The organism is Acidovorax sp. JHL-3 (genome assembly GCF_000526295.1).
Lineage (GTDB): Bacteria > Pseudomonadota > Gammaproteobacteria > Burkholderiales > Burkholderiaceae_C > Acidovorax > Acidovorax defluvii.
Genome location: NZ_JAFU01000001.1, coordinates 1,150,714 through 1,170,162, shown reverse-complemented (window position 1 = coordinate 1,170,162; position 19,449 = coordinate 1,150,714). Strand labels below are relative to the sequence as shown.

The window sequence follows — 19,449 nt, the reverse complement described above, 5'->3', positions numbered from 1 at the left end:
CTCCACACGCCCTCTATCGTTGAAACGTCCCATGCCATCTACCGACTGCATCAAATGCCTGCTTGTCGATGACGTTCCGGAAAACCTGATCGCTCTGGAAGCGCTGTTGCAGCGTGACGGGCTTGAAATCCTCAAGGCACAGTCGGGGCCCGAGGCCCTGGAACTGTTACTGACCCACACCGATGTGGCGCTGGCCTTGCTGGATGTGCAGATGCCTGAGATGAGCGGGTTCGAGCTGGCTGAGCTCATTCGCGGTAGCGAGCGCACGCGGCATATTCCGCTGATCTTCATCACGGCGGGATCGCGCGAACACAACTGGCAGTTTCGGGGCTACGAAAGTGGCGCGGTGGACTTTCTTTACAAGCCCATTGATCCCCACATGCTGATCAACAAGGCCAACGTTTTCTTCGAGTTGCAGCGCCGCAAGCAGGCACAGGCGCGCGAACTGGAGGAACGCACGGCGGCGCTGCGCGTCAATGAAATGTTCACGGCCGTGCTCAGCCACGACCTGCGCACCCCACTCATGTCCATCAGCGCTGCGGCCACGGTGCTCAAGCGGCAGCCCGACACCGACCGGGTCGCCGTCCTGGCGGACCGGGTGCTGAGCAGCAGCCAGCGCATGGGCCGCATGATCGAAGACCTGCTGGATGTGACCCGCATCCGCCACGCCGGTGGTTTGGCGCTGCAACTGGGGCGTGCCGACATGCAATCCATTGTGCAGCGCACGCTGGACGAAGTGCAGACGAGCTTCCCCGACCGCAACATCGAATCCGTGCTGCAGGGCGATATGGCGGGTGTATGGGACAGTGAGCGCCTGTGCCAGGTGGCCACCAATATTGTCGGCAACGCGATCCACCACGGCGCCCCCGACCAGCCCGTGCGGGTGGCCGTGGATGGCACCCAGGCGAGCGTGGTGACGGTGGCGGTCTCCAACGGCGGCACCATCGCGCCAGAACTGCTGCCGCACCTCTTCGACCCTTTTCGGGGCCGCGACCGCGCACCGGGCCGCCACCAGGGGCTGGGGTTGGGGTTGTTCATTGCCCACCAGGTCGTTCGGGCGCACGGGGGCCGTATCGATGTGCACTCGCAAGACGGCACAACACGCTTTGTGGTGGAGTTACCCCGGGTGTCACCAGCGGCAGAAAAGTGGTCGAACACCTGAGCCGCAGTGAAAGCCGGTTCTGGGCTCAGAAAAACCCACAAAGGGGTCAGGCGTCCGACCGTGCCACGGCTTGCTGGATGGAGCCGAGCAATTGCTCAAGTTCTTCTAGCTCAAACGGCTTGAGCAAGGTGCGCACGTTGGGGCCCCAGGCGTCGGGATAGCCACCCAGCGGGTAGCCCGAGCACAGCACCACCCGCCGCCCAGGATCTTCGGCCAGCAGCTGGCGGGCAAGTTCGGTTCCGGACATGCCCGGCAGGCTGACATCGGACACCAGCAGATCGAAACCCTGCTGCGCATCCAGTTTCAGTGCTTCTTCGGCCGTGGCGCATGAAGTCACTGTCCGGCCTTCCGCCTCCATGAGCATGCCAATCGTCTCGCGCAACTCACGGTTGTCCTCGACGTATAGGATTCGCATAAATCACCAGATGAGCTTGCCCCTGTCCTGGACAGGAGCCTGCAAGAAATGAAATCATCGGCTGCCAATGGGGTGCAGCACCATGCCGAAAGGCCCTAGGCGCAGCGGGATGACCCCAGGCAGCACACCGAGCCCTGGATCATCGGGACAAGTGCCATGGCCCGTTGTAGGACAAAACACAATTAGCTCGCCAAAAGCCCGCCAAGCATGGCAAGTGCGGCCATCAGCGCACCAGGCTGCTGCCCACAATGCCGGCAAACAGCGTGAACCCCACCCAGTGGTTCATGCGAAACGCGCGAAAACACCCCTCTCGCGTGCGTGTGCGGATCAGCCACCAGTGCCACCCTACCTGGGCCAGCGCCAGGGCAATTGCTATATAAAAAATAGCACCTAGCGCAAGCGGGATAAGCGCTAGCACCCAAAAACCCAAAAATAACAGGTAGAACACCACAATGGCCGCCACATCAAAACGCCCGAGCGTGATGGCCGAGGTTTTCATGCCGATCTTCAGGTCATCATCGCGGTCCACCATGGCGTATTCGGTGTCGTAGGCCAGCACCCAAAACAGGTTGCCCAGCCACAGCAGCCAGGCCGTGTCCGGCACTTCGCCCCGCACGGCGGCAAACGCAATCACGATGCCGAAGTTGAAGGCAATGCCCAGCACCGCCTGCGGCATGGCAAAAAAGCGCTTGGTGAACGGATAAAGAATGGTCACCAGCAGCGCGGGAACCGACCAGGCCACCGCTGCCCAGTTGGTGGTGAGCACCAGCCCGAGCGAAACAAGGGCCAGCACCGCGCCCAGCGCCAGCGCTTCCTTGACCGAGACCTGGCCCGAGGTGATGGGCCGCTGCGCCGTGCGCTTGACGTGGCGGTCAAAGTCGCGGTCGGCCACGTCGTTGATGCAGCAACCGGCGCTGCGCATCAGGATGGTGCCCAGCACAAACACCGCCAGCAGATGCCAGCCGGGAAACCCGCCCGCTGCCACCCACAGCGCGCTGAGCGTGGGCCAGATCAACACCAACCAGCCGGCAGGCCGATTCCAGCGGATCAGGTCAAGGTACAGGGAAAAGCGGCTGCGCGGGGAAGGAGTCATGCTGAAACCAACGGAAAACAAACGAGAGCGGGCGACGAAAGGACGGCAGAGGAAAGCGGCGAGCGCAGCCACCCGAACGCGCTGGCGGGCTTGCCAGGAAAAGGCGCTTTATACGCTACCCGGCAGCTGCGATGCCCAGGGCACACCAGCCCGGCCGGCGGCATAGCCGCGCAGAAACGCCACAATGCCCCGGTCCACTGCCAGCCGCTGGGCCAGCACACCGGCCTGCAACAGATCGCGTGATGCGCCAATCCCCGCCTGCACACCGCTGGCCTGCTGCAGCCAGCGTTGCGTGCGGGCGGGCAAGAGCGGGCACAAGGCCTCGATGTTGTAGCGCAGGCGCTTGGCCAGAATGCGCGCGCGGTGCTGGCTTTCGGCGTGGGTGCTGTCGCGCAGCGCCTTTTTCCATTGCGCATGCAGCCGCTGGATACGCTGGCGCACCCAGCGGCGCACGGTTTTTCCGGGCAAACCCGGGCTGTCGCCCCAGGCCTGCGGCCGGGACATGTCGTCCAGCCACAGGGTGATGGCCAGCAAGTCGGAGCCCACCGCCGGCGCCTGCAACGCATGGCGCACCGCCCGGCGCTGCTGCACCGCGGCGTGGCGAAACGCCAGCTCCATGGCCTGCCAAGCCTGCATTCGCTCGGCGCACTCGGCCACAAAGGCGTTTTGCAGCGCGGGCAGGGTCTGGGTACACGCCACATCCAGGTCGCGCAACTCGCCCAGCGCGGTCAGCAGGGGTTGCAGCCCCTGCCACGAGGGCAACGCCTGCGCGGGCACGGCAGGCTTGAACAGGCGCACGGCGCCGCGAAAGCGCCGCCAGCCCACCCGGGCCTGGTGCACCAGTTCCGGATCATCGCAATGGCGCAAAGCGTTCAGGTTGGCGGTGAACTGGGCAAACATCTCGCCCAGCACGGGCTGCACCATGTGGTGCCAGGCGACGTCGCCGCCCAGTGGCTGCGGGCGAGCGCGCAGGGGGGTGTCCAGCGTGCCATCGCGCAGCGCGTGGCCGCGCTGCGCCTTGCTGGCCGCCAGCGGCAGCACGGCGATGTGCAGCGCGATGTGCCGCGCCAGATCGAACAGCGCGGTGGGCGCACCCGCCAGCAGCTCCAGCTCCAGCTCGCAAATCGGCACGCTGCGCTGTCCGCTGGTGATCTGCCCCAGGTCGAGCGCCACCTCGATCACACTGCCATCGCGCCGGCGCACCGTCCAGGCCGTGCGTTCAAATGCAGTGGCAAAGCACGGCTGCAGCGCGGCAAACACCGCGCCCTCGGGGTCCAGGCGTTGCCAGGGGGGCGCGGCCTGCAAAGCGGCCTGCACCAGCGCGGGCCCCGGCACCGGCACCTCCCACTCACCACGCAGGCTCAGTGCGGAATCACCGCCGTCGCTGGTCTTGAAGGTTTGCAGCCACTGCGGCGCGTCATCCCCGCCCACCCGGCGCAGGCGCAGGGCCATGCGTTGGGCGCGCAAGGCCTGCGCGGGTGTGTCGAAGTAGATGTTGTCCACCTGCTTGCGCACGGGCTTGCGGCGCACCAGCGCTGGCAAACGCGCCAGTTGACGGGCCAGGCTAGCGGGGTCGGCCGTGGGCAGGGCCAGCTTGATTTCAAGCTCTGCACCCGGGCCGTGCTGGCTGGTAGAGGGCATGGTGTGTGTCTGGCCAGGTCACGGCGCCACGGAGAAGGTCCACTGCCAGAAATGAGCGCCGGCAGCAGACACGCCCCATGATCCAGCGAAGGGAATCAGTCTTCCAGCAAAGAGCGCAACATCCACGCGGCCTGCTCATGCACCGTCAGGCGCTGGGTGAGCAGGTCGGCCGTGGGCTCGTCGCTGGCCTTTTCGACCACCGAGAACAGGCTGCGGGCGGTACGTGCCACGGCTTCATGGCCCTCGACCAGCACGCGCACCATGTCCAGCGCCTTGGGGGGCTTGCTGGGTGCGTCGGGCACGCTGGCTAGCTTGCCAAAATCGGCATACGAGCCCGGCGCCACATGACCCAGCGAGCGAATGCGCTCGGCAATCGGGTCCACCGCATTCCACAGCTCGGTGTACTGCGTCATGAACATGGTGTGCAGCGTGTTGAACATCGGGCCCGTCACATTCCAGTGGAAGTTGTGGGTGGTGAGGTACAGCGTGTAGGTGTCGGCCAGCAGGCGCGACAGGCCCTGGGCGATGGCTGCACGGTCTTTCTCGCTGATGCCGATGTTGATGGTGGGTGCCGAGGTTTTGCTGGAAGCTTTGGCCATGTCATTTCTCCTGGAAAGGGCGGGTTAAACAACGGCTGCGGGCGCCGGGAAACCGGCCTGCAGCGCAATGGCCCACTGTAGCGCAGGAAACCGCGCGCCCGCGGCACAACCGCCGTTCAATACCTGTCGCGACGCCGATGCCCGATGCACGGTCGCATCAGGTCATGACAGCCGCGTGACGCCCGGCAGCTCGCAGGCATAAATGGCGTTGCGCAGCGCGGCAATGGCTTCGTAGCGCGTGAAACTGCGCCGCCAGGCCAGCACCACGCGGCGCGTGGGCGGCGGGCTGCCGTCTTCCTCGCGGATGGGCAGGTAGCGGATGTAGGTCTCGTCACTCTTGCGCCGGCGCGACACGGTCAGCAGTGCATCGCGCGGCACCGACAGGCGCGGCACCAGCGTCACCCCCATGCCGGCGGCCACCATGTGCTTGATGGTCTCCAGTGACGAGCCTTCGAACGACTTGCGAATGCCCTCGGCGTTGCTGGCAAAGCGCGCAAATTCGGGGCAGACCTCCAGCACATGGTCGCGAAAACAGTGGCCCGCGCCCAGCAGCAGCATGGTCTCGCTCTTGAGCTCGGCTGCCGTGATGGATTTTTGCGCGGCCAGCGGGTGCGTGCTGGGCACCGCCGCCATGAAAGGCTCGTCGTACAGCGGCGCCATGGCCAGCCCGGTGTCCGGAAAAGGCTCGGCCAGAATGGCGCAATCGATCTCGCCGGTGCGCAGCATCTCCAGCAACTTGACGGTGAAATTCTCTTGCAGCATCAGCGGCATCTGGGGCGATCGCTTGATGGCCTGGCGCACCAGATCGGGCAGCAGATAGGGCCCGATGGTGTAGATCACCCCCAGCGTGAGCGGCCCGGCCAGCGGGTCTTTGCCGCGCTTGGCAATCTCCTTGATGGCCGCCGCCTGCTCCAGCACGCTTTGCGCCTGGCGCACGATCTCTTCGCCCAGCGGCGTCACCGTCACCTCGCCCGCGCTGCGCTCGAAGAGCTTCACATCCAGCTCTTCTTCCAGCTTCTTGATAGCCACCGACAGGGTGGGTTGCGAGACATAGCAGGCATCGGCCGCATGGCCGAAGTGCTTCTCCCGTGCCACGGCGACGATGTACTTGAGTTCGGTGAGGGTCATGGTGTGTTCCAGCAGGCCGCGTCAGTGTTGATCGCAGCGTCTCATGCCTTGAGATAGTCTGATTTTCCACCCAACCAGCGCGCCACATGCCGGGCAGCCAACTCGGGGTGGCGGTCCAGCATCTGCGGGGCCAGTTCGCGCGCCCATTCGAGCAGGTGGGTGTCGGTGGCCAGGTCGGCAAAGCGCAGCAGTGCATCGCCCGACTGGCGCGCCCCCAGAAACTCGCCCGGCCCGCGGATTTCGAGGTCACGCCGGGCGATCTCGAAGCCGTCGTTGGTCTCGGCCATGGCGCGCAGGCGCTCTTTCGCCGTCTCGCCCACACGCCCGCTGTCGTTGGTGGCATACAGCAGCACGCAGGCCGAAGCGGCCGCGCCCCGCCCGACCCGGCCGCGCAACTGGTGCAGCTGCGACAGGCCAAAGCGCTCTGCGTGCTCAATCACCATGAGCGAGGCATTGGGCACGTCCACGCCCACCTCGATCACCGTGGTGCTGACCAGCACGCCCATCTGGCCGCTGGTGAACAGCGCCATCACAGCCTTCTTCTCGGCCGTGGGCATGCGCGAGTGCAACAGGCCGACCATCACGCCGGGCAAGGCCTCGCTCAAATCGGCATGGGTGGCCGTGGCGTTGGAAAGGTCGAGCGCCTCGCTCTCTTCGATCAGCGGGCACACCCAGTACACCTGCCGCCCAGCCGCCACCTGCGCGCCGATGCGCGCAATCACCTCGTCCTTGCGGCTGTCGGCGATGAGCTTGGTGACGATGGGCGTGCGCCCTGGGGGCAACTCGTCGATGACCGACACATCCAGGTCGGCGTAGTAGCTCATGGCCAGCGTGCGAGGGATGGGCGTAGCACTCATCATGAGCATGTGCGGTTCCATAGCGACCACAGGCCCCCACGCTCCGCCGCTGCGCGGGTCGCTGCCCCCCGAGGGGGCTGCGACGCCTTGGGGCGGCCCGGCGGCGACGCCCGCAGCCAGCTTTTGCCGCAAGGCAAGCCGCTGCGCCACACCAAAGCGGTGCTGCTCGTCGATGATGGCCAGCGCCAGGTTCTTGAACTGCACCTGCTCCTGGATGACGGCGTGGGTGCCCACCACCAGGGCGGCTTCGCCGCTCGCCACCAGCGCCAGCATGGCGGTGCGTTCTTTCTTTTTTTGCCCGCCCACCAGCCAGGCCACACGGCGGCCGCGTGCGGCCAGCAGGGGTTCGAGCCAGCCGATCATCTTGGCAAAGTGCTGCTCGGCCAGGATTTCGGTGGGCGCCATCAGCGCGCACTGCCAGCCGGCGTCCATGGCCAGGCACGCGGCCAGGGCCGAGACCACGGTTTTGCCCGAGCCCACATCACCCTGCAGCAGGCGGTGCATGGGCACGGCGCGGGCCAGGTCGGCGGCAATTTCTTCGCCCACGCGGCGCTGGGCGGAGGTGAGGCTGAAGGGCAGCACGGCCATGAGTTGCTCGTGCAGCGGCAAAGCACCATCGGCGGCTTTTTGGGCGCGCAATACGGGCGCACGCAGCATGTCGCGCGCGCGCCGCGACTGCTGCTGCGACAGCTGCTGGGCCAGCAGCTCCTCGGCCTTCAGGCGCTGCCACGCGGGGTGGCTGTGGTCTTCCAGCGTGGACAGCGCCACATCGGGCGTGGGGTGGTGCAAAAAAGTGAGCGCCTCGCGCAGGCTGAATAAGCGCTGCAGGCCATTTTGGCTATAAACCCGCGTCACCGGCGGCTCGCAGCCGGACGGCAGGGTGTCCGACAGGTCCACCCGGCTCAGCGCGCCCACCACGGCCCGGCGCAGGTAGGGCTGGGGCAGACCGGCGGTGGTGGGGTAGACAGGCGTCAACGCCGCAGGCAGCTCGCCGCCCGCCACGCGGAACGCCGGGTGCATCATCTGCCGCCCCCAGAAGCCGCCCTTGACCTCGCCCCGGATGCGCAGGCGCGCGCCCACCGCCAGGATTTTCTGGTGCGAGGGGTAGAAGCTGAAGAAGCGCAGCTCGCAACTGCCGGTGTCGTCCTCCACCTGCACCAGCAACTGACGACGCGGGCGTAGCTGAATCTCGCTGGCCGTCACCGTGGCTTCGATCTGCACCATCTGCCCGTCGCGCGCGTTGGCCAGCGGGGTGATGCGGGTTTCATCCTCGTAGCGCAGGGGCAGGTGCAGGGCCAGGTCAATGTCGCGGCGCAGCCCCAGCTTTTGCAGCGCCTTTTGCGCCACGGAGGCCCCGCCCTTGGCAGCCGACAGGGCAGGTGCCGGAGCGGCCGCTCGGGGAACGATTTTTGGGGCTGCGGGCATGAAGGGAAAAGAGACAGAAGAGCAAGAGACGATGACAGGCCAAAAAGGCTACCATGGTTGTCTTTGCTCACACCTTGTTACGATGTTCTTTCGAACGCAGTGCTTTCGTCATGCTCAAGCGTATCCCCATCCAGCACCTCACCCTTGGCATGTACCTGCACGAGTTTTGCGGCTCGTGGATGGAGCATCCCTTCTGGCGCGCCAAATTCCTGCTCAAGGACCCCGAGGATCTGGCCCGCATCGGTGCCACCTCCATCCGCGAATGCTGGATCGACACCGACAAAGGCATGGATGTGGCCATCGGCACCGCCTCTATCTCCTGGGAAGAAGTTGATGCGCAGAGCGATACCGACTTCAGCGCACCAGAGAACACACCCCAACCACCGCAGGCCATCCCGCCGACGCCTGCCCCGCGCAACCACGCCCCCACAGACATTGACTCCGAGCTGCAGATGGCCGCGTTCATCTGCAGACAGTCCAAGGAAGCCGTCGTGTCGATGTTCAGCGAAGCGCGCATGGGCCGCGCCGTGGACACCCCCAGCGTCAAGAACCTGGTGCAAGACATTTCCGATTCCATCACCCGCAACCCCGATGCACTGATCAGCCTGGCACGCCTGAAAACGGCGGACGACTACACCTACATGCATTCGGTGGCGGTGTGCGCCCTGATGGTGGCACTGGCACGGCAGCTCAAACTCGACGACGAGCAAACCCGCGTCGCCGGCATGGCAGGCCTGCTGCACGATCTTGGCAAAATCGCAACGCCTATGGTCGTGCTCAAAAAGCCCAGCCGGCTCACCGATCAGGAATTCGATGTGGTGCGCAACCACTCCGCGTCTGGCTACCAGATTCTCAAGAAGAGCGGCAACCTACCCGAGGCCGTGCTGGACGCCTGCTTACATCACCACGAAAAAATGGATGGCACGGGCTACCCCGACAAACTGAAGGGCGACGCCATCAGCCTGATCGCCCGCATGACCGCGATCTGCGATGTCTATGACGCCATCACTTCCGATCGCCCGTACAAAAACGGCTGGGATCCTTCCGAATCGCTGCGCCGCATGGCCGAATGGTCGGGCCACCATCTGGACCCCCGGCTTTTCCAGGCGTTCGTCAAAAGCATCGGCATCTACCCGGTGGGCTCGCTGGTGCGGCTGACTTCTGGGCGCCTGGGCGTGGTGGTAGAGCAGGCCCCTGCAGCGCTCACCACCCCGGTCGTCAAAGTGTTCTTTTCGACCAAATCCGACCTGCGCATTCCAGCCGAGCTGGTGAACCTGGCCGCGCCCGGCGCCACCGAGAAAATCGTGGCGCGGGAAGACCCCGGCCAATGGAATTTTCCCGACATGATCGAGCTGTGGTCGGGTTTTTCCGAGCAGGTCTGGTAGCTTTACGCCGCCAGCGGCCTGCGGTCGCACCGGCCGCCCGCCCCCAACGCCAGTCACGGGTTCGCCCAGGGTGACTGCAGGCTGCTGCTGGCTCAGCGATCTGTCAGCCCCGGTGAGGAAAAAGACTAATATGGTTGCTGATTGTTACGCCTTTTTGCCACCCATTCCAGCCAGCCACCATGCTCAAACGCATCGACGTGAAGCACCTCACCCTGGGTATGTACCTGCACGAGTTTTGCGGCTCGTGGATGGAGCATCCCTTCTGGCGCGCCAAATTCCTGCTCCAGGACCCTGACGACCTGGCCCGCATCCAGGCCACCGCCATTCGCGAATGCTGGATCGATACCGACAAGGGTGTGGATGTGGCTATCGGCACCGCCTCGATGTCCCGCGAACAGGTCGATGAGCAGATCGAGACCGACTTCAGCCTGCTGGAGGATCTGCCCCCCATCCATGTCACCCTGCCGACCCCGCCGCCACCGCCCAAGCGCAACCGACAGCCTGCGAACATGCAAAGTGAGCTCCAGATGGCGGCCTCCATTTGCGTGAAGTCAAAGCAGGCAGTGGTCTCCATGTTCAATGAGGCACGCATGGGCCGTGCGGTGGATTCGGTGGGGTTGCAAAGCCTGGTAGAGGAAATCTCCGATTCCGTCACCCGCAACCCAGGCGCGTTGATCAGCCTGGCGCGCCTGAAAACGGCGGACGATTACACCTATATGCATTCGGTGGCGGTGTGCGCGCTCATGATCGCCCTGGCCAAACAGCTCAAGCTCAAGGAAGACCAGCAGCGGCTGGCCGGTTTGGCCGGTCTGATGCATGACCTGGGCAAGGCCGCCATTCCCCTGAAGGTGCTCAACAAGCCGGGCAAGCTCACAGACCAGGAATTCACCGTGGTCCGCAGCCACCCGGTGGAAGGCTTTCACATGCTCAAAGAGGGTGGCAATATCCCCGAAGCCGTGCTGGACGCCTGCCTGCACCACCACGAGAAGGTGGATGGATCGGGCTACCCCGACAAGCTCAAGGGCGATGGCATCAGCGTGATCGCCCGCATGACGGCCATCTGCGACGTGTACGACGCCATCACCTCCGACCGGCCTTACAAGCGCGGCTGGGACCCCGCCGAGTCGCTGCGACGCATGGCCGACTGGACCAACGACCACTTCGACCCCCGGCTGTTCCAGGCGTTCGTCAAAAGCATCGGCATCTACCCGGTGGGCTCGCTGGTGCGGCTGACTTCTGGGCGCCTGGGCGTGGTGGTAGAGCAGGCCCCTGCAGCGCTCACCACCCCGGTCGTCAAAGTGTTCTTTTCGACCAAATCCGACCTGCGCATTCCAGCCGAGCTGGTGAACCTGGCCGCGCCCGGCGCCACCGAGAAAATCGTGGCGCGGGAAGACCCCGGCCAATGGAATTTTCCCGACATGATCGAGCTGTGGTCGGGTTTTTCCGAGCAGGTCTGGTAGGTTCGCGCCCAACTGTTTGCCCCACCCGAATGCTGCCCGTGCCCGCACTGATCACCCTCTCCCTCAACCCCGCACTCGACCTGGCCACCACCATCGAACGCGTGGAGCCTACGCACAAGCTGCGCTGCGGCCCTGCGCAACGGTTTGCAGGCGGTGGCGGCATCAATGTGGCCCGCGTGCTGCACCGGCTGGGCAGCGATGTGCAGGCCTGGGCCCTGGCGGGGGGGGCCGCGGGCGCGCAAGTGCGCCAGTTGTTGGCAGACGAAGGTGTGGCCGCCGACATCCGCCCCATTGCGGGCGATACCCGGGAAAATTTTTCGGTCGTCGAAACTGCCACCGGCCAGGAATTTCGCTTCGTGCTGCCCGGCCCCACTCTGCAGACTGCGGAATGGCAGGCGTGCCTGGATGCCCTGACCACACTCACCGTGGCCCCGCGCTGGCTGATTGCCAGCGGCAGCCTGCCGCCCGGCGTGCCGGATGATTTTTATGCCCGGCTTGCCCCCTGCTCCCGCGCACGCGGCACGCGCCTGGTGGTGGATACGTTTGGCCTGCCACTGGCCGCTGCGCTGCAAGCCGGCACCACCCTGATCAAGCCCAGCCTGCGCGAATTGCGCGAGGTGCTGCGGCAGCCGCTGGAACACCCCGCGGACCAGTGCGCGGCCGCGCAAGCGCTGGTGCACTCTGGCCAGACAGAGATGGTTGCGCTATCGCTGGGGGCGCAAGGCGCCGTGCTGGCCACGCGCGATGGGGTGTGGCAGGCGCCAGCCCTTGACGTGTCCGCGGCCAGGGGAACCACGGGTGCGGGCGACTGCTTTCTGGCCGCGCTGGTCTGGTCACTGGACCGCGGCGCCCCCCCGCCTGATGCCCTTCGCTGGGGCATGGCGGCGGGCGCTGCCGCGCTGCTGGTTCCAGGCACCGCACTGGCCCGGGCGACCGACGTGCACCGACTGCAATCGCAGGTCATCGTGCGCGCATCATCGGTTTGAATGGCGTGGCCGGCGTGAGAACGGTGCGAACGGCGAGCTGGGCGCGGGCGCCCTTGTGCCCTCACGCACTGATCGGTCGCGTCAGGCCGATTCCGCCATAACCCAGCGATTGCGCCCCTGCTCCTTGGCCCGGTAAAGCGCCGCATCGGCCTGGGCCACCAGGGGTGCACTGGCATCGCGCTGCGCCGGAATGCCGCTTACCGCCCCCACGCTGACCGAGACATGCGTAGCGACGCCCGAGGCCTTGTGGGCCAGCCCCAGCGCTGCCACCGCAGCCACCACCCGTGCAGCCACGGCGGCGGTGCCGGCGGCGTCGGTATCGGGCAAGATCACGGCCAGTTCCTCACCGCCATACCGGGCCACCAGATCGCTGGCGCGCAGCATGGCACCCTGCACTGCAGCAGCCACCGCCTGCAGGCACGCATCGCCAGCCTGGTGGCCGTAGCTGTCGTTGTAGCGCTTGAAATAGTCCACATCGATCATCAGCAGCCCCAGCGGTTGCTCGCGCCGAAAAGCGGTCGCACAGGCTTCTGCCAGCCGGGTGTCGAAATACGCGCGGTTTGCCAGCTGCAGCAGCCCGTCGGTGCGCGAGAAGGCTTCCAGCCGAACATTGGCCAGCTTCAGTTCTTCATTGGTCTGGGCCAACTCTGCGGTGCGCTGGGCCACGCGGTCTTCCAGGTGCAGGTTGGCCCGCGCCAGATCGGCGTTCTGCCGGGACAGCACATGGTAAAGATTGCCAATCATCTTGATCAGGGCCTGCGTGCCGTGGTCTTGCGCCGCCCCCTCGCGCTCGAAGGCATCGGCCGGGGCAACCCCCTGGCGTATCAGGTTGATCTGGCGTGCCAGCGACTGGTCGATGCCCAGAATATGCAAACCCAGCCACGCCGTCAGAAACCCGACAAAGGTCTCCGCCGGATCACCCATGTCGGCGCGCCGCCCCCACATCGTGTTGACCTGCGCCACAAACTGCTCATGCAGGGCGTGGTGCACCACGATGTGGCGCGCGTCCACCCCCTCGGAATGCATGAGGGCCTCTTCGTCGCTGAAATGCTCGCGGGTATAGGCTTCCAGCCGCCGGAAGGTATCGGCAAGCACCACCTCGCGGTTACCTTCCGCCAGAAAAAACGAGCTGCTGAGTTCATTGAAAAGGTCCACCAGCGCGTGGTGCTGCTGGTCCACCAGGGGCAGGCCGGTGAGCAGGTTCTGATCCCAGACAAAAGTTTCCATAGAGGCAGATAGGTGTTGTGTTCGAGTGGCCGGGCGTTCAGATGCGTCAATGCAAGGCGGCATTGTCAGCCCAGGCACCACACCGCGCAATGCATGGCCGGTTGTGTGGCTTTACCTCCGACTTGCCTTTCTCGCGTCACCGTCACCGTGGGCGTAGGCGTAGGCGTGGGCGTGGGAAAATCGGCGCCTCCCTCACCTCCCCCTTTTCTTGGCACGGACCCGTCCGGTCCTCAAGCTCCATGATCGATCACCCCGGCGGCAGCGCCCGCACTTTTACCCTCAGCGATTTTGATTTTTCGCTGCCCCCCGCACTGATTGCCCAGCACCCCGCCCCGGAACGCAGCGCCTCGCGCCTGCTTGACGGCCGCGCCATGCAGCCCGTGGACCGCATCTTTCGCGAGCTGCCCGGCCTGCTCCGCGCGGGCGACCTGCTGGTGTTCAACGACACCCGCGTCGTCAAGGCGCGCATCTTTGGCGAGAAAGCCAGCGGCGGCAAGCTCGAACTCCTGATCGAACGTGTGCTCACCGGTCACGAGGTGGTGGCGCACATGAAAGTCAGCAAGAAGCCCCAGAGCGGCAGCACCGTGCACATGGCCGGCGGGCGCCAGGGCGGCGGCTTCGACGCCACCTTGCTGGGCCGTTGGCCGGACGAGAACGGCCCGCTGTTCCGCTTTGCACTGCACGGCCCGGCCGGCGAGAGCCCCTGGGAGCTGATGGAGCGCCACGGCCACCTGCCGCTGCCGCCCTACATCGAGCGCAATCAGAACACCGACCACGACCCCGACGCCGCCGAGGACAGCCAGCGCTACCAGACGGTATTTGCCCGCGCCCCCGGCGCCGTGGCCGCGCCCACAGCGGCGCTGCACTTTGACGACGCCGTGCTGGCCGTCCTGGCAGCGCGCGGCATCGAGCGTGCCAGCGTCACGTTGCATGTCGGCGCGGGCACCTTCCAGCCCGTCAAGACCGAAAACCTGGCCGAGCACCAGATGCACAGCGAGTGGTACGAGGTGCCCCTGGCCACCCTGGCCGCGCTGGAGCGCTGCCGCCAGCGCGGCGGGCGCGTGGTGGCCGTGGGCACAACGACGGTGCGCACGCTCGAATCCTGGGCGCGCTCGGGCCAGGCGAGTGGCGACACCAATATCTTCATCACGCCGGGCTTTCGCTTTCAGGTGGTGGATGTGCTGCTGACCAACTTCCATCTGCCCAAGAGCACGCTGATGATGCTGGTGAGCGCGTTTGCGGGGTATGAGCGGGTGATGGCGTTGTACCGCCATGCGATTGCGCAGGAGTACCGGTTTTTTAGTTATGGGGATGCGATGTTGTTGGAGCGAATTTCTGGGTGATTTTGGCCGATAGCGCTTATACAGCAAGCGCTAGCAGCTATGGTTTTGATAGTTTTTGGTGCGCGCATGGCGAGGGCGGAGGCCGGGTCTCGCCCCGGCGGGCGACTCACTTTCTTTTGCCTCGCGAGACAAAGAACAAGTACCTCGCCCGCCGGGGCGAGACCCGGCCCCCCGCCCTCAGCACAAGCACAACAGCAACAGCAACAGCAACAGCAACAGCAACAACCTACCGCAAACTCACCCGGACATCACCGCCCGCCAAATCTCCCCCGCGTGCGACACCCCGAACAACACCAAGCCAATCAACCCGCCCACCACCGTCCCATTGATCCGGATGTACTGCAGGTCCTTGCCGATGTTCAGCTCGATAAGCTCTGACAGCTCCTGCGCATCCCAGCGCTGCACCGTGTCCTGTATGTGTTGCGCAGCAAACTGGGCCACGTCGGGCGCTAGCCCTTGCACCCAACTTTCCAGCCGCTGGTTGAGCGACTGGCGCAGCGCTGCATCGCCCGCCAGCGAGCGGCCCAGCCATGCGCCCATGGCGTGCACGTTGCGCGCCACGGCCGAGTGCTCGTCGGCCAGGTCGCTCTGCAATGCTGCGCGCATCCCTTGCCACAAGTCCTGCACATAGCGGCCCAGGGTGGCATTGGTCTGCAGATAGCGCCGAATCTCCTCGCCCTTGCGTGCCCAGTCCGGGTCGGTCTGCAGCCGCAGCACCATCCGCTGCACGGCCGCGTCGAACTGTTCGCGCAACTGGTGCTGCGGGTTCTGCGCCACGTCGGCCAGCAGGGCTTCCAGGGCATTGGCGATCATGGCCGAACCCTTGTCGCCCAGCCAGTCGGTGGGCAGCATTTTTTCCTTGAGCGGGTGCTCTTTCTTGAGCCATTGCACGATGGTGGTGGCAATCAGGTGGCGCGTGTCTTCCTCCTGCAGCACCACGATCAGCCGGCCCAGCGCATCATCGAGCAGCGCCTGGTGGCGCCCGTTGTGGGTGAGCGCCCCCAGCACCGTGGCCAGGGTGCCCGACAAATCCACCCGCCCGATGAGGGCGCGCGCTGCCTTGCGGATGAACCGCTCCATCTGCGCATCCTGCACGGTATCCAGGGCGGCACTGAGCAACCGCGCCGCCTGCTGGCCCAGCAGACCAGCGTTGCCTGCATCGCCCAGCCACTGGGCCAGCCGCAAGGCAGGGTCGTGACGCCGCAGCAGCGCCACCAGCGACGGCGGGTCGAGAAACCGGTCGCGCACAAAGGCGGCCAGGTTCACGCCAATGCGATCTTTGTTGCGGGGAATGACGGCCGTGTGCGGTATTGGCAGCCCCAGCGGGCGTCGAAACAGCGCCACCACGGCAAACCAGTCTGCCAGGGCGCCCACCATGGCGGCCTCGGCCATGGCTTTCACACAGTCGAGCAGCAAGCCGCGTTCGACCAGGCTGGTGCCGATGAACACCGCGGTCACCAGCAACAGCAGGCCCAGGGCCTGCCGCTTGGCGGCGCGCAGGGACTGGTGCGCGGGGCTCTGGTTAGCGTTCTGCATGATCAACCATGCGGGGCGCGCGCCGCAGCACAGACTGCGCCGCCCGGCCAGCCTTGGGGGTCATCAGGACTCGGCCGCAATCTGGTCCAGTGCCCTGGAAAGATGGCCCACCGTGCGCTCCACGTTGTGCCATTTTTCCAGCCCGAAGAGGCCGATGCGAAAGCTCTTGAACTCCGGCCCCTCGTCGCACTGCAGCGGCACGCCCGAGGCCGTCTGCAGGCCCACGGCGGCAAACTTGCTGGCGTTCTGGATGCCGGGGTCGGTGGTGTAGCTCACCACCACGCCAGGCGCCTTGAAGCCCTCGGCCGCCACGCTGGCAAAACCGCGCGATTCCAGCAGCGCACGCACCTTGGCGCCCAGTTCGATCTGCTCCTCGCGCACCTTGGCAAAGCCGTATTCGCGGGTTTCCTGCATCACGTCGCGCAGGCGCACCAGCGCGTCGGTGGGCATGGTGGTGTGGTAGGCGTGCTGGCCTTTTTCGTAGCCCTCGGCGATCTGCATCCACTTCTTCAGGTCACACGAGAAGCTGCTGCTCGTAGTGCCATCAATCGCCTGGCGCGCGCGCTCGGACAGCATCACCATGGCGCAACAGGGCGAGCCACTCCAGCCTTTTTGCGGGGCGGAAATCAGCACGTCCACGCCGGTGGCCTGCATGTCCACCCACATGGCGCCCGAGGCCACGCAATCGAGCACGAAGAGCGCGCCCACTTCGTGCGCGGCAGCCGTCAGCGTGCGCAGGTAGTCGTCGGAAAGGATGATGCCGCTGGCCGTCTCGACGTGGGGCGCAAACACCACCTTGGGTTTTTCGGCGCGGATGGTAGCGGCCACTTCCTCGGCGGGGCACGGCGCCCAGGGTGCCTGCGGGCCGCTGCCCTGCTGGCGCGCCTTGCACACCACGGCCCCGCCGCCCAGGCCTTTGTCGGCATCAAAAATCTGGCTCCAGCGGTAGCTGAACCAGCCGTTGCGCACGATCAGCACTTTTTGCTGGTTGGCAAACTGGCGCGCCACGGCCTCCATGCCGAACGTGCCGCTGCCGGGCACCAGCACGGCGGTATGGGCGTGGTACACCTCCTTGAGCGTGGCCAGGATGTCCTGCATGACGCCGGTGAAGCGCTTGGACATGTGGTTGAGCGCACGGTCGGTGTAGACCACCGAGAATTCGAGCAGGCCATCGGGGTCGATATCGGGCAGCAATCCGGGCATGAAAAGATCTCCAGTGACGGGGTGTGATGGCTGCAATCCGCCCTCGGGCGGCAAGCCATAAACTGAGCGAATCAGCTTAGCACGGGCGGCTTGCCAGACCCACCTGGTTGCGGCGCTGGAATGCCCGCAGCACGCCACAGCGGCAGGCTGTTGCGCAACGCTTGCACGAGTGGATCAGGCCGCCGGATAGGTTCGCCCGCCAAAGATGCCCGTACCCACACGCACCAGGGTGCTGCCCGCCTGGATGGCGGCCTCCAGATCCGCGGTCATGCCCATGGACAGGGTGTCGAAGTGTTCGAGCCCGGGCTCTCCCAGGGCGGCTATCTGGTCAAAAAGCCTTTTGGCGCCTTGGTGCAGTGCCAGTTGCGTTTCGAAATCAGGCGCGTGGTCTGGAATGCTCATCAATCCACGCACCCGCAAACGTGGCAGTTTTGCAACAGCGCGCACCAACTCCAGCGTGTCTGCCGGTGCCACACCGGACTTGGTGGGGCCGCCATCCATATTCACCTGAATACACACCTGCAAGGGCGGCAGGTGATCGGGCCGCTGGGCCGCCAGGCGCTCGGCGGTCTTGAGCCGGTCTACGGTGTGCGCCCAGTCAAAGTGCTCGGCCACCAGGCGCGTCTTGTTGCTCTGGATGGGGCCAATGCAGTGCCACTGCAGCGCGGGAACGAATCCGCCCCCCACCGCGGCGATCTTTTCTACCCCCTCCTGGATGTAATTTTCACCAAACGCACGCTGGCCGGCAGCGGCTGCCTGCAGCACCGCCTCGGCACCAAAAGTTTTGGAAACGGCCAGCAGCGAAACACTGGCGGGATCCCGGCCCGCCGCTGCACAGGCGTGCGCAATGCGCCCCAGAACCTGTTGGAGGTTGTTGGCAATCGTGGTCATAATGAACAATAAGCGTATCAAACGATAGAGGGAACCCGTGGACATTACCCAACTGCTTGCATTCAGCGTCAAGAACAAAGCTTCCGACCTGCATTTGTCCTCGGGTTTGCCGCCCATGATCCGGGTCCACGGGGACGTGCGGCGCATCAATGTGGACGCGCTCGACCACAAGACCGTGCACGCCATGGTGTACGACATCATGAGCGACTCACAGCGCAAGACGTATGAAGAGTTTCTGGAGGTCGACTTTTCGTTTGAAATCGAAGGCCTTGCACGCTTTCGCGTCAACGCGTTCAACCAGAACCGCGGCGCGGCGGCGGTGTTCCGGACCATTCCGAGCAAAATCCTCACGCTGGAGCAGCTCAACGCGCCCAAGATCTTTGGCGACCTGGCACTGAAGCCGCGCGGCTTGGTGCTGGTGACCGGCCCCACGGGCTCGGGCAAATCCACCACGCTGGCGGCCATGGTCAACTATCTCAACGAAACCGAGTACGGCCACATCCTCACGGTGGAAGATCCGATCGAGTTCGTGCACGAGTCCAAAAAGTGCCTGATCAACCAGCGCGAAGTGGGGCCGATGACGCTGTCGTTCGCGGCCGCGCTCAAATCGGCGCTGCGCGAAGACCCGGACGCCATTCTGGTGGGTGAAATGCGCGACCTGGAGACCATTCGCCTGGCCATGACGGCCGCAGAAACGGGTCACTTGGTCTTTGGCACGCTGCACACATCCAGCGCCGCCAAGACCATCGACCGGATCATCGACGTGTTCCCGGCCGAAGAAAAGGAAATGGTGCGTGCCATGCTGTCGGAGTCGCTGCAGGCCGTCATCTCGCAGACGCTGTGCAAGCTGAAAGACGGCTCGGGCCGCGTAGCCGCGCACGAGATCATGCTGGGCACCAGCGCCATCCGCAACCTGATCCGCGAGGCCAAGGTGGCGCAGATGTACTCCACCATCCAGACCAGTAACAGCGTGGGCATGCAGACGCTCGACCAGAACCTGACCGATCTGGTGCGGCGCAACATCATCAGCCCCGCCGAGGCCCGCAGCAAGGCCAAGATCCCCGAGAACTTCCCGGGTTGATCGCACGCTGCGGCCAA

16 protein-coding genes are annotated in these 19,449 nt (G+C 65.3%); 6 read left to right on the top strand and 10 right to left on the bottom strand.

All coding sequences use genetic code 11. The features are described from left to right. The first annotated feature begins 31 nt into the window (after window positions 1–31). The gene (locus K226_RS0105460; RefSeq protein ID WP_024813845.1) at window positions 32–1,162 is read left to right on the top strand and encodes a hybrid sensor histidine kinase/response regulator; all 1,131 of its coding nucleotides are present in this window, start codon (window positions 32–34) and stop codon (window positions 1,160–1,162) included. 46 nt (window positions 1,163–1,208) lie between these two features. Here K226_RS0105460 and K226_RS0105455 read toward each other — a convergent pair whose 3' ends face one another. The 6 genes from K226_RS0105455 to recG form a co-directional block, all read right to left on the bottom strand. Continuing rightward, window positions 1,209–1,577: a response regulator gene (locus tag K226_RS0105455; RefSeq protein WP_024813844.1), complete on the bottom strand. Its 369-nt coding sequence runs from the start codon at window positions 1,575–1,577 to the stop codon at window positions 1,209–1,211. Window positions 1,578–1,800: 223 nt separating this feature from the next. After that, window positions 1,801–2,670: a 4-hydroxybenzoate octaprenyltransferase gene (ubiA, locus tag K226_RS0105450; RefSeq protein ID WP_024813843.1), complete on the bottom strand. Its 870-nt coding sequence runs from the start codon at window positions 2,668–2,670 to the stop codon at window positions 1,801–1,803. Between the two features lie 108 nt (window positions 2,671–2,778). Continuing rightward, window positions 2,779–4,311: a CYTH and CHAD domain-containing protein gene (locus tag K226_RS0105445; RefSeq protein WP_024813842.1), complete on the bottom strand. Its 1,533-nt coding sequence runs from the start codon at window positions 4,309–4,311 to the stop codon at window positions 2,779–2,781. 95 nt (window positions 4,312–4,406) lie between these two features. Next, window positions 4,407–4,910, bottom strand: coding sequence for a Dps family protein (locus tag K226_RS0105440; protein WP_024813841.1), 504 nt, complete (start codon window positions 4,908–4,910; stop codon window positions 4,407–4,409). 162 nt (window positions 4,911–5,072) lie between these two features. Continuing rightward, the gene (locus tag K226_RS0105435) at window positions 5,073–6,038 is read right to left on the bottom strand and encodes a LysR substrate-binding domain-containing protein (RefSeq protein WP_024813840.1); all 966 of its coding nucleotides are present in this window, start codon (window positions 6,036–6,038) and stop codon (window positions 5,073–5,075) included. A gap of 41 nt (window positions 6,039–6,079) precedes the next feature. Further along, entirely contained in the window at window positions 6,080–8,320 is a 2,241-nt protein-coding gene (gene recG, locus K226_RS0105430) for an ATP-dependent DNA helicase RecG (protein WP_024813839.1), read from the bottom strand. Between the two features lie 110 nt (window positions 8,321–8,430). Here recG and K226_RS0105425 point away from each other — a divergent pair, with 110 nt between their 5' ends. The 3 genes from K226_RS0105425 (at window position 8,431) to K226_RS0105415 (ending at window position 12,151) form a co-directional block, all read left to right on the top strand. Further along, window positions 8,431–9,705 (top strand): HD-GYP domain-containing protein, encoded by a 1,275-nt coding sequence (locus K226_RS0105425; RefSeq protein ID WP_024813838.1) that lies wholly within the window; start codon window positions 8,431–8,433, stop codon window positions 9,703–9,705. Between the two features lie 179 nt (window positions 9,706–9,884). Further along, entirely contained in the window at window positions 9,885–11,165 is a 1,281-nt protein-coding gene (locus tag K226_RS0105420; RefSeq protein WP_024813837.1) for an HD-GYP domain-containing protein, read from the top strand. 38 nt (window positions 11,166–11,203) lie between these two features. Further along, entirely contained in the window at window positions 11,204–12,151 is a 948-nt protein-coding gene (locus K226_RS0105415) for a 1-phosphofructokinase family hexose kinase (RefSeq protein ID WP_024813836.1), read from the top strand. Between the two features lie 81 nt (window positions 12,152–12,232). Here the strand turns inward: K226_RS0105415 and K226_RS0105410 are convergent, their stop codons facing one another. Next, a complete protein-coding gene (locus K226_RS0105410; RefSeq protein WP_024813835.1) occupies window positions 12,233–13,378 on the bottom strand; it encodes a diguanylate cyclase domain-containing protein in 1,146 nt (381 codons plus the stop codon). A 239-nt stretch (window positions 13,379–13,617) separates the two neighbouring features. Here K226_RS0105410 and queA point away from each other — a divergent pair, with 239 nt between their 5' ends. Beyond that, window positions 13,618–14,721, top strand: coding sequence for a tRNA preQ1(34) S-adenosylmethionine ribosyltransferase-isomerase QueA (gene queA / locus K226_RS0105405; RefSeq protein WP_024813834.1), 1,104 nt, complete (start codon window positions 13,618–13,620; stop codon window positions 14,719–14,721). Between the two features lie 237 nt (window positions 14,722–14,958). Here the strand turns inward: queA and K226_RS0105400 are convergent, their stop codons facing one another. The 3 genes from K226_RS0105400 to K226_RS0105390 all read right to left on the bottom strand — a co-directional run bounded on the left by K226_RS0105400 (window position 14,959) and on the right by K226_RS0105390 (window position 18,351). Then, window positions 14,959–16,257, bottom strand: a complete 1,299-nt coding sequence (locus K226_RS0105400) for a DUF445 domain-containing protein (protein WP_024813833.1) — start codon at window positions 16,255–16,257, stop codon at window positions 14,959–14,961. Window positions 16,258–16,320: 63 nt separating this feature from the next. Further along, entirely contained in the window at window positions 16,321–17,460 is a 1,140-nt protein-coding gene (locus tag K226_RS0105395; RefSeq protein WP_024813832.1) for an aminotransferase class V-fold PLP-dependent enzyme, read from the bottom strand. 174 nt (window positions 17,461–17,634) lie between these two features. Then, the gene (locus K226_RS0105390) at window positions 17,635–18,351 is read right to left on the bottom strand and encodes a YggS family pyridoxal phosphate-dependent enzyme (RefSeq protein WP_024813831.1); all 717 of its coding nucleotides are present in this window, start codon (window positions 18,349–18,351) and stop codon (window positions 17,635–17,637) included. A 37-nt stretch (window positions 18,352–18,388) separates the two neighbouring features. Between K226_RS0105390 and K226_RS0105385 the strand changes: the two genes are divergently transcribed. After that, window positions 18,389–19,432 carry a type IV pilus twitching motility protein PilT gene (locus K226_RS0105385; protein WP_024813830.1) on the top strand — a complete coding sequence of 348 codons (1,044 nt, stop codon included), beginning with the start codon at window positions 18,389–18,391 and terminating at the stop codon, window positions 19,430–19,432. Window positions 19,433–19,449 lie beyond the last annotated feature (17 nt).

Coding starts and splice junctions, on each gene's coding strand:
- K226_RS0105460 (WP_024813845.1), top strand. CDS start 32: ATGCCATCTACCGACTGCATCAAATGCCTGCTTGTCGATGACGTTCCG.
- K226_RS0105455 (WP_024813844.1), bottom strand. CDS start 1,577: ATGCGAATCCTATACGTCGAGGACAACCGTGAGTTGCGCGAGACGATT.
- ubiA (WP_024813843.1), bottom strand. CDS start 2,670: ATGACTCCTTCCCCGCGCAGCCGCTTTTCCCTGTACCTTGACCTGATC.
- K226_RS0105445 (WP_024813842.1), bottom strand. CDS start 4,311: ATGCCCTCTACCAGCCAGCACGGCCCGGGTGCAGAGCTTGAAATCAAG.
- K226_RS0105440 (WP_024813841.1), bottom strand. CDS start 4,910: ATGGCCAAAGCTTCCAGCAAAACCTCGGCACCCACCATCAACATCGGC.
- K226_RS0105435 (WP_024813840.1), bottom strand. CDS start 6,038: ATGACCCTCACCGAACTCAAGTACATCGTCGCCGTGGCACGGGAGAAG.
- recG (WP_024813839.1), bottom strand. CDS start 8,320: ATGCCCGCAGCCCCAAAAATCGTTCCCCGAGCGGCCGCTCCGGCACCT.
- K226_RS0105425 (WP_024813838.1), top strand. CDS start 8,431: ATGCTCAAGCGTATCCCCATCCAGCACCTCACCCTTGGCATGTACCTG.
- K226_RS0105420 (WP_024813837.1), top strand. CDS start 9,885: ATGCTCAAACGCATCGACGTGAAGCACCTCACCCTGGGTATGTACCTG.
- K226_RS0105410 (WP_024813835.1), bottom strand. CDS start 13,378: ATGGAAACTTTTGTCTGGGATCAGAACCTGCTCACCGGCCTGCCCCTG.
- queA (WP_024813834.1), top strand. CDS start 13,618: ATGATCGATCACCCCGGCGGCAGCGCCCGCACTTTTACCCTCAGCGAT.
- K226_RS0105400 (WP_024813833.1), bottom strand. CDS start 16,257: ATGCAGAACGCTAACCAGAGCCCCGCGCACCAGTCCCTGCGCGCCGCC.
- K226_RS0105395 (WP_024813832.1), bottom strand. CDS start 17,460: ATGCCCGGATTGCTGCCCGATATCGACCCCGATGGCCTGCTCGAATTC.
- K226_RS0105390 (WP_024813831.1), bottom strand. CDS start 18,351: ATGACCACGATTGCCAACAACCTCCAACAGGTTCTGGGGCGCATTGCG.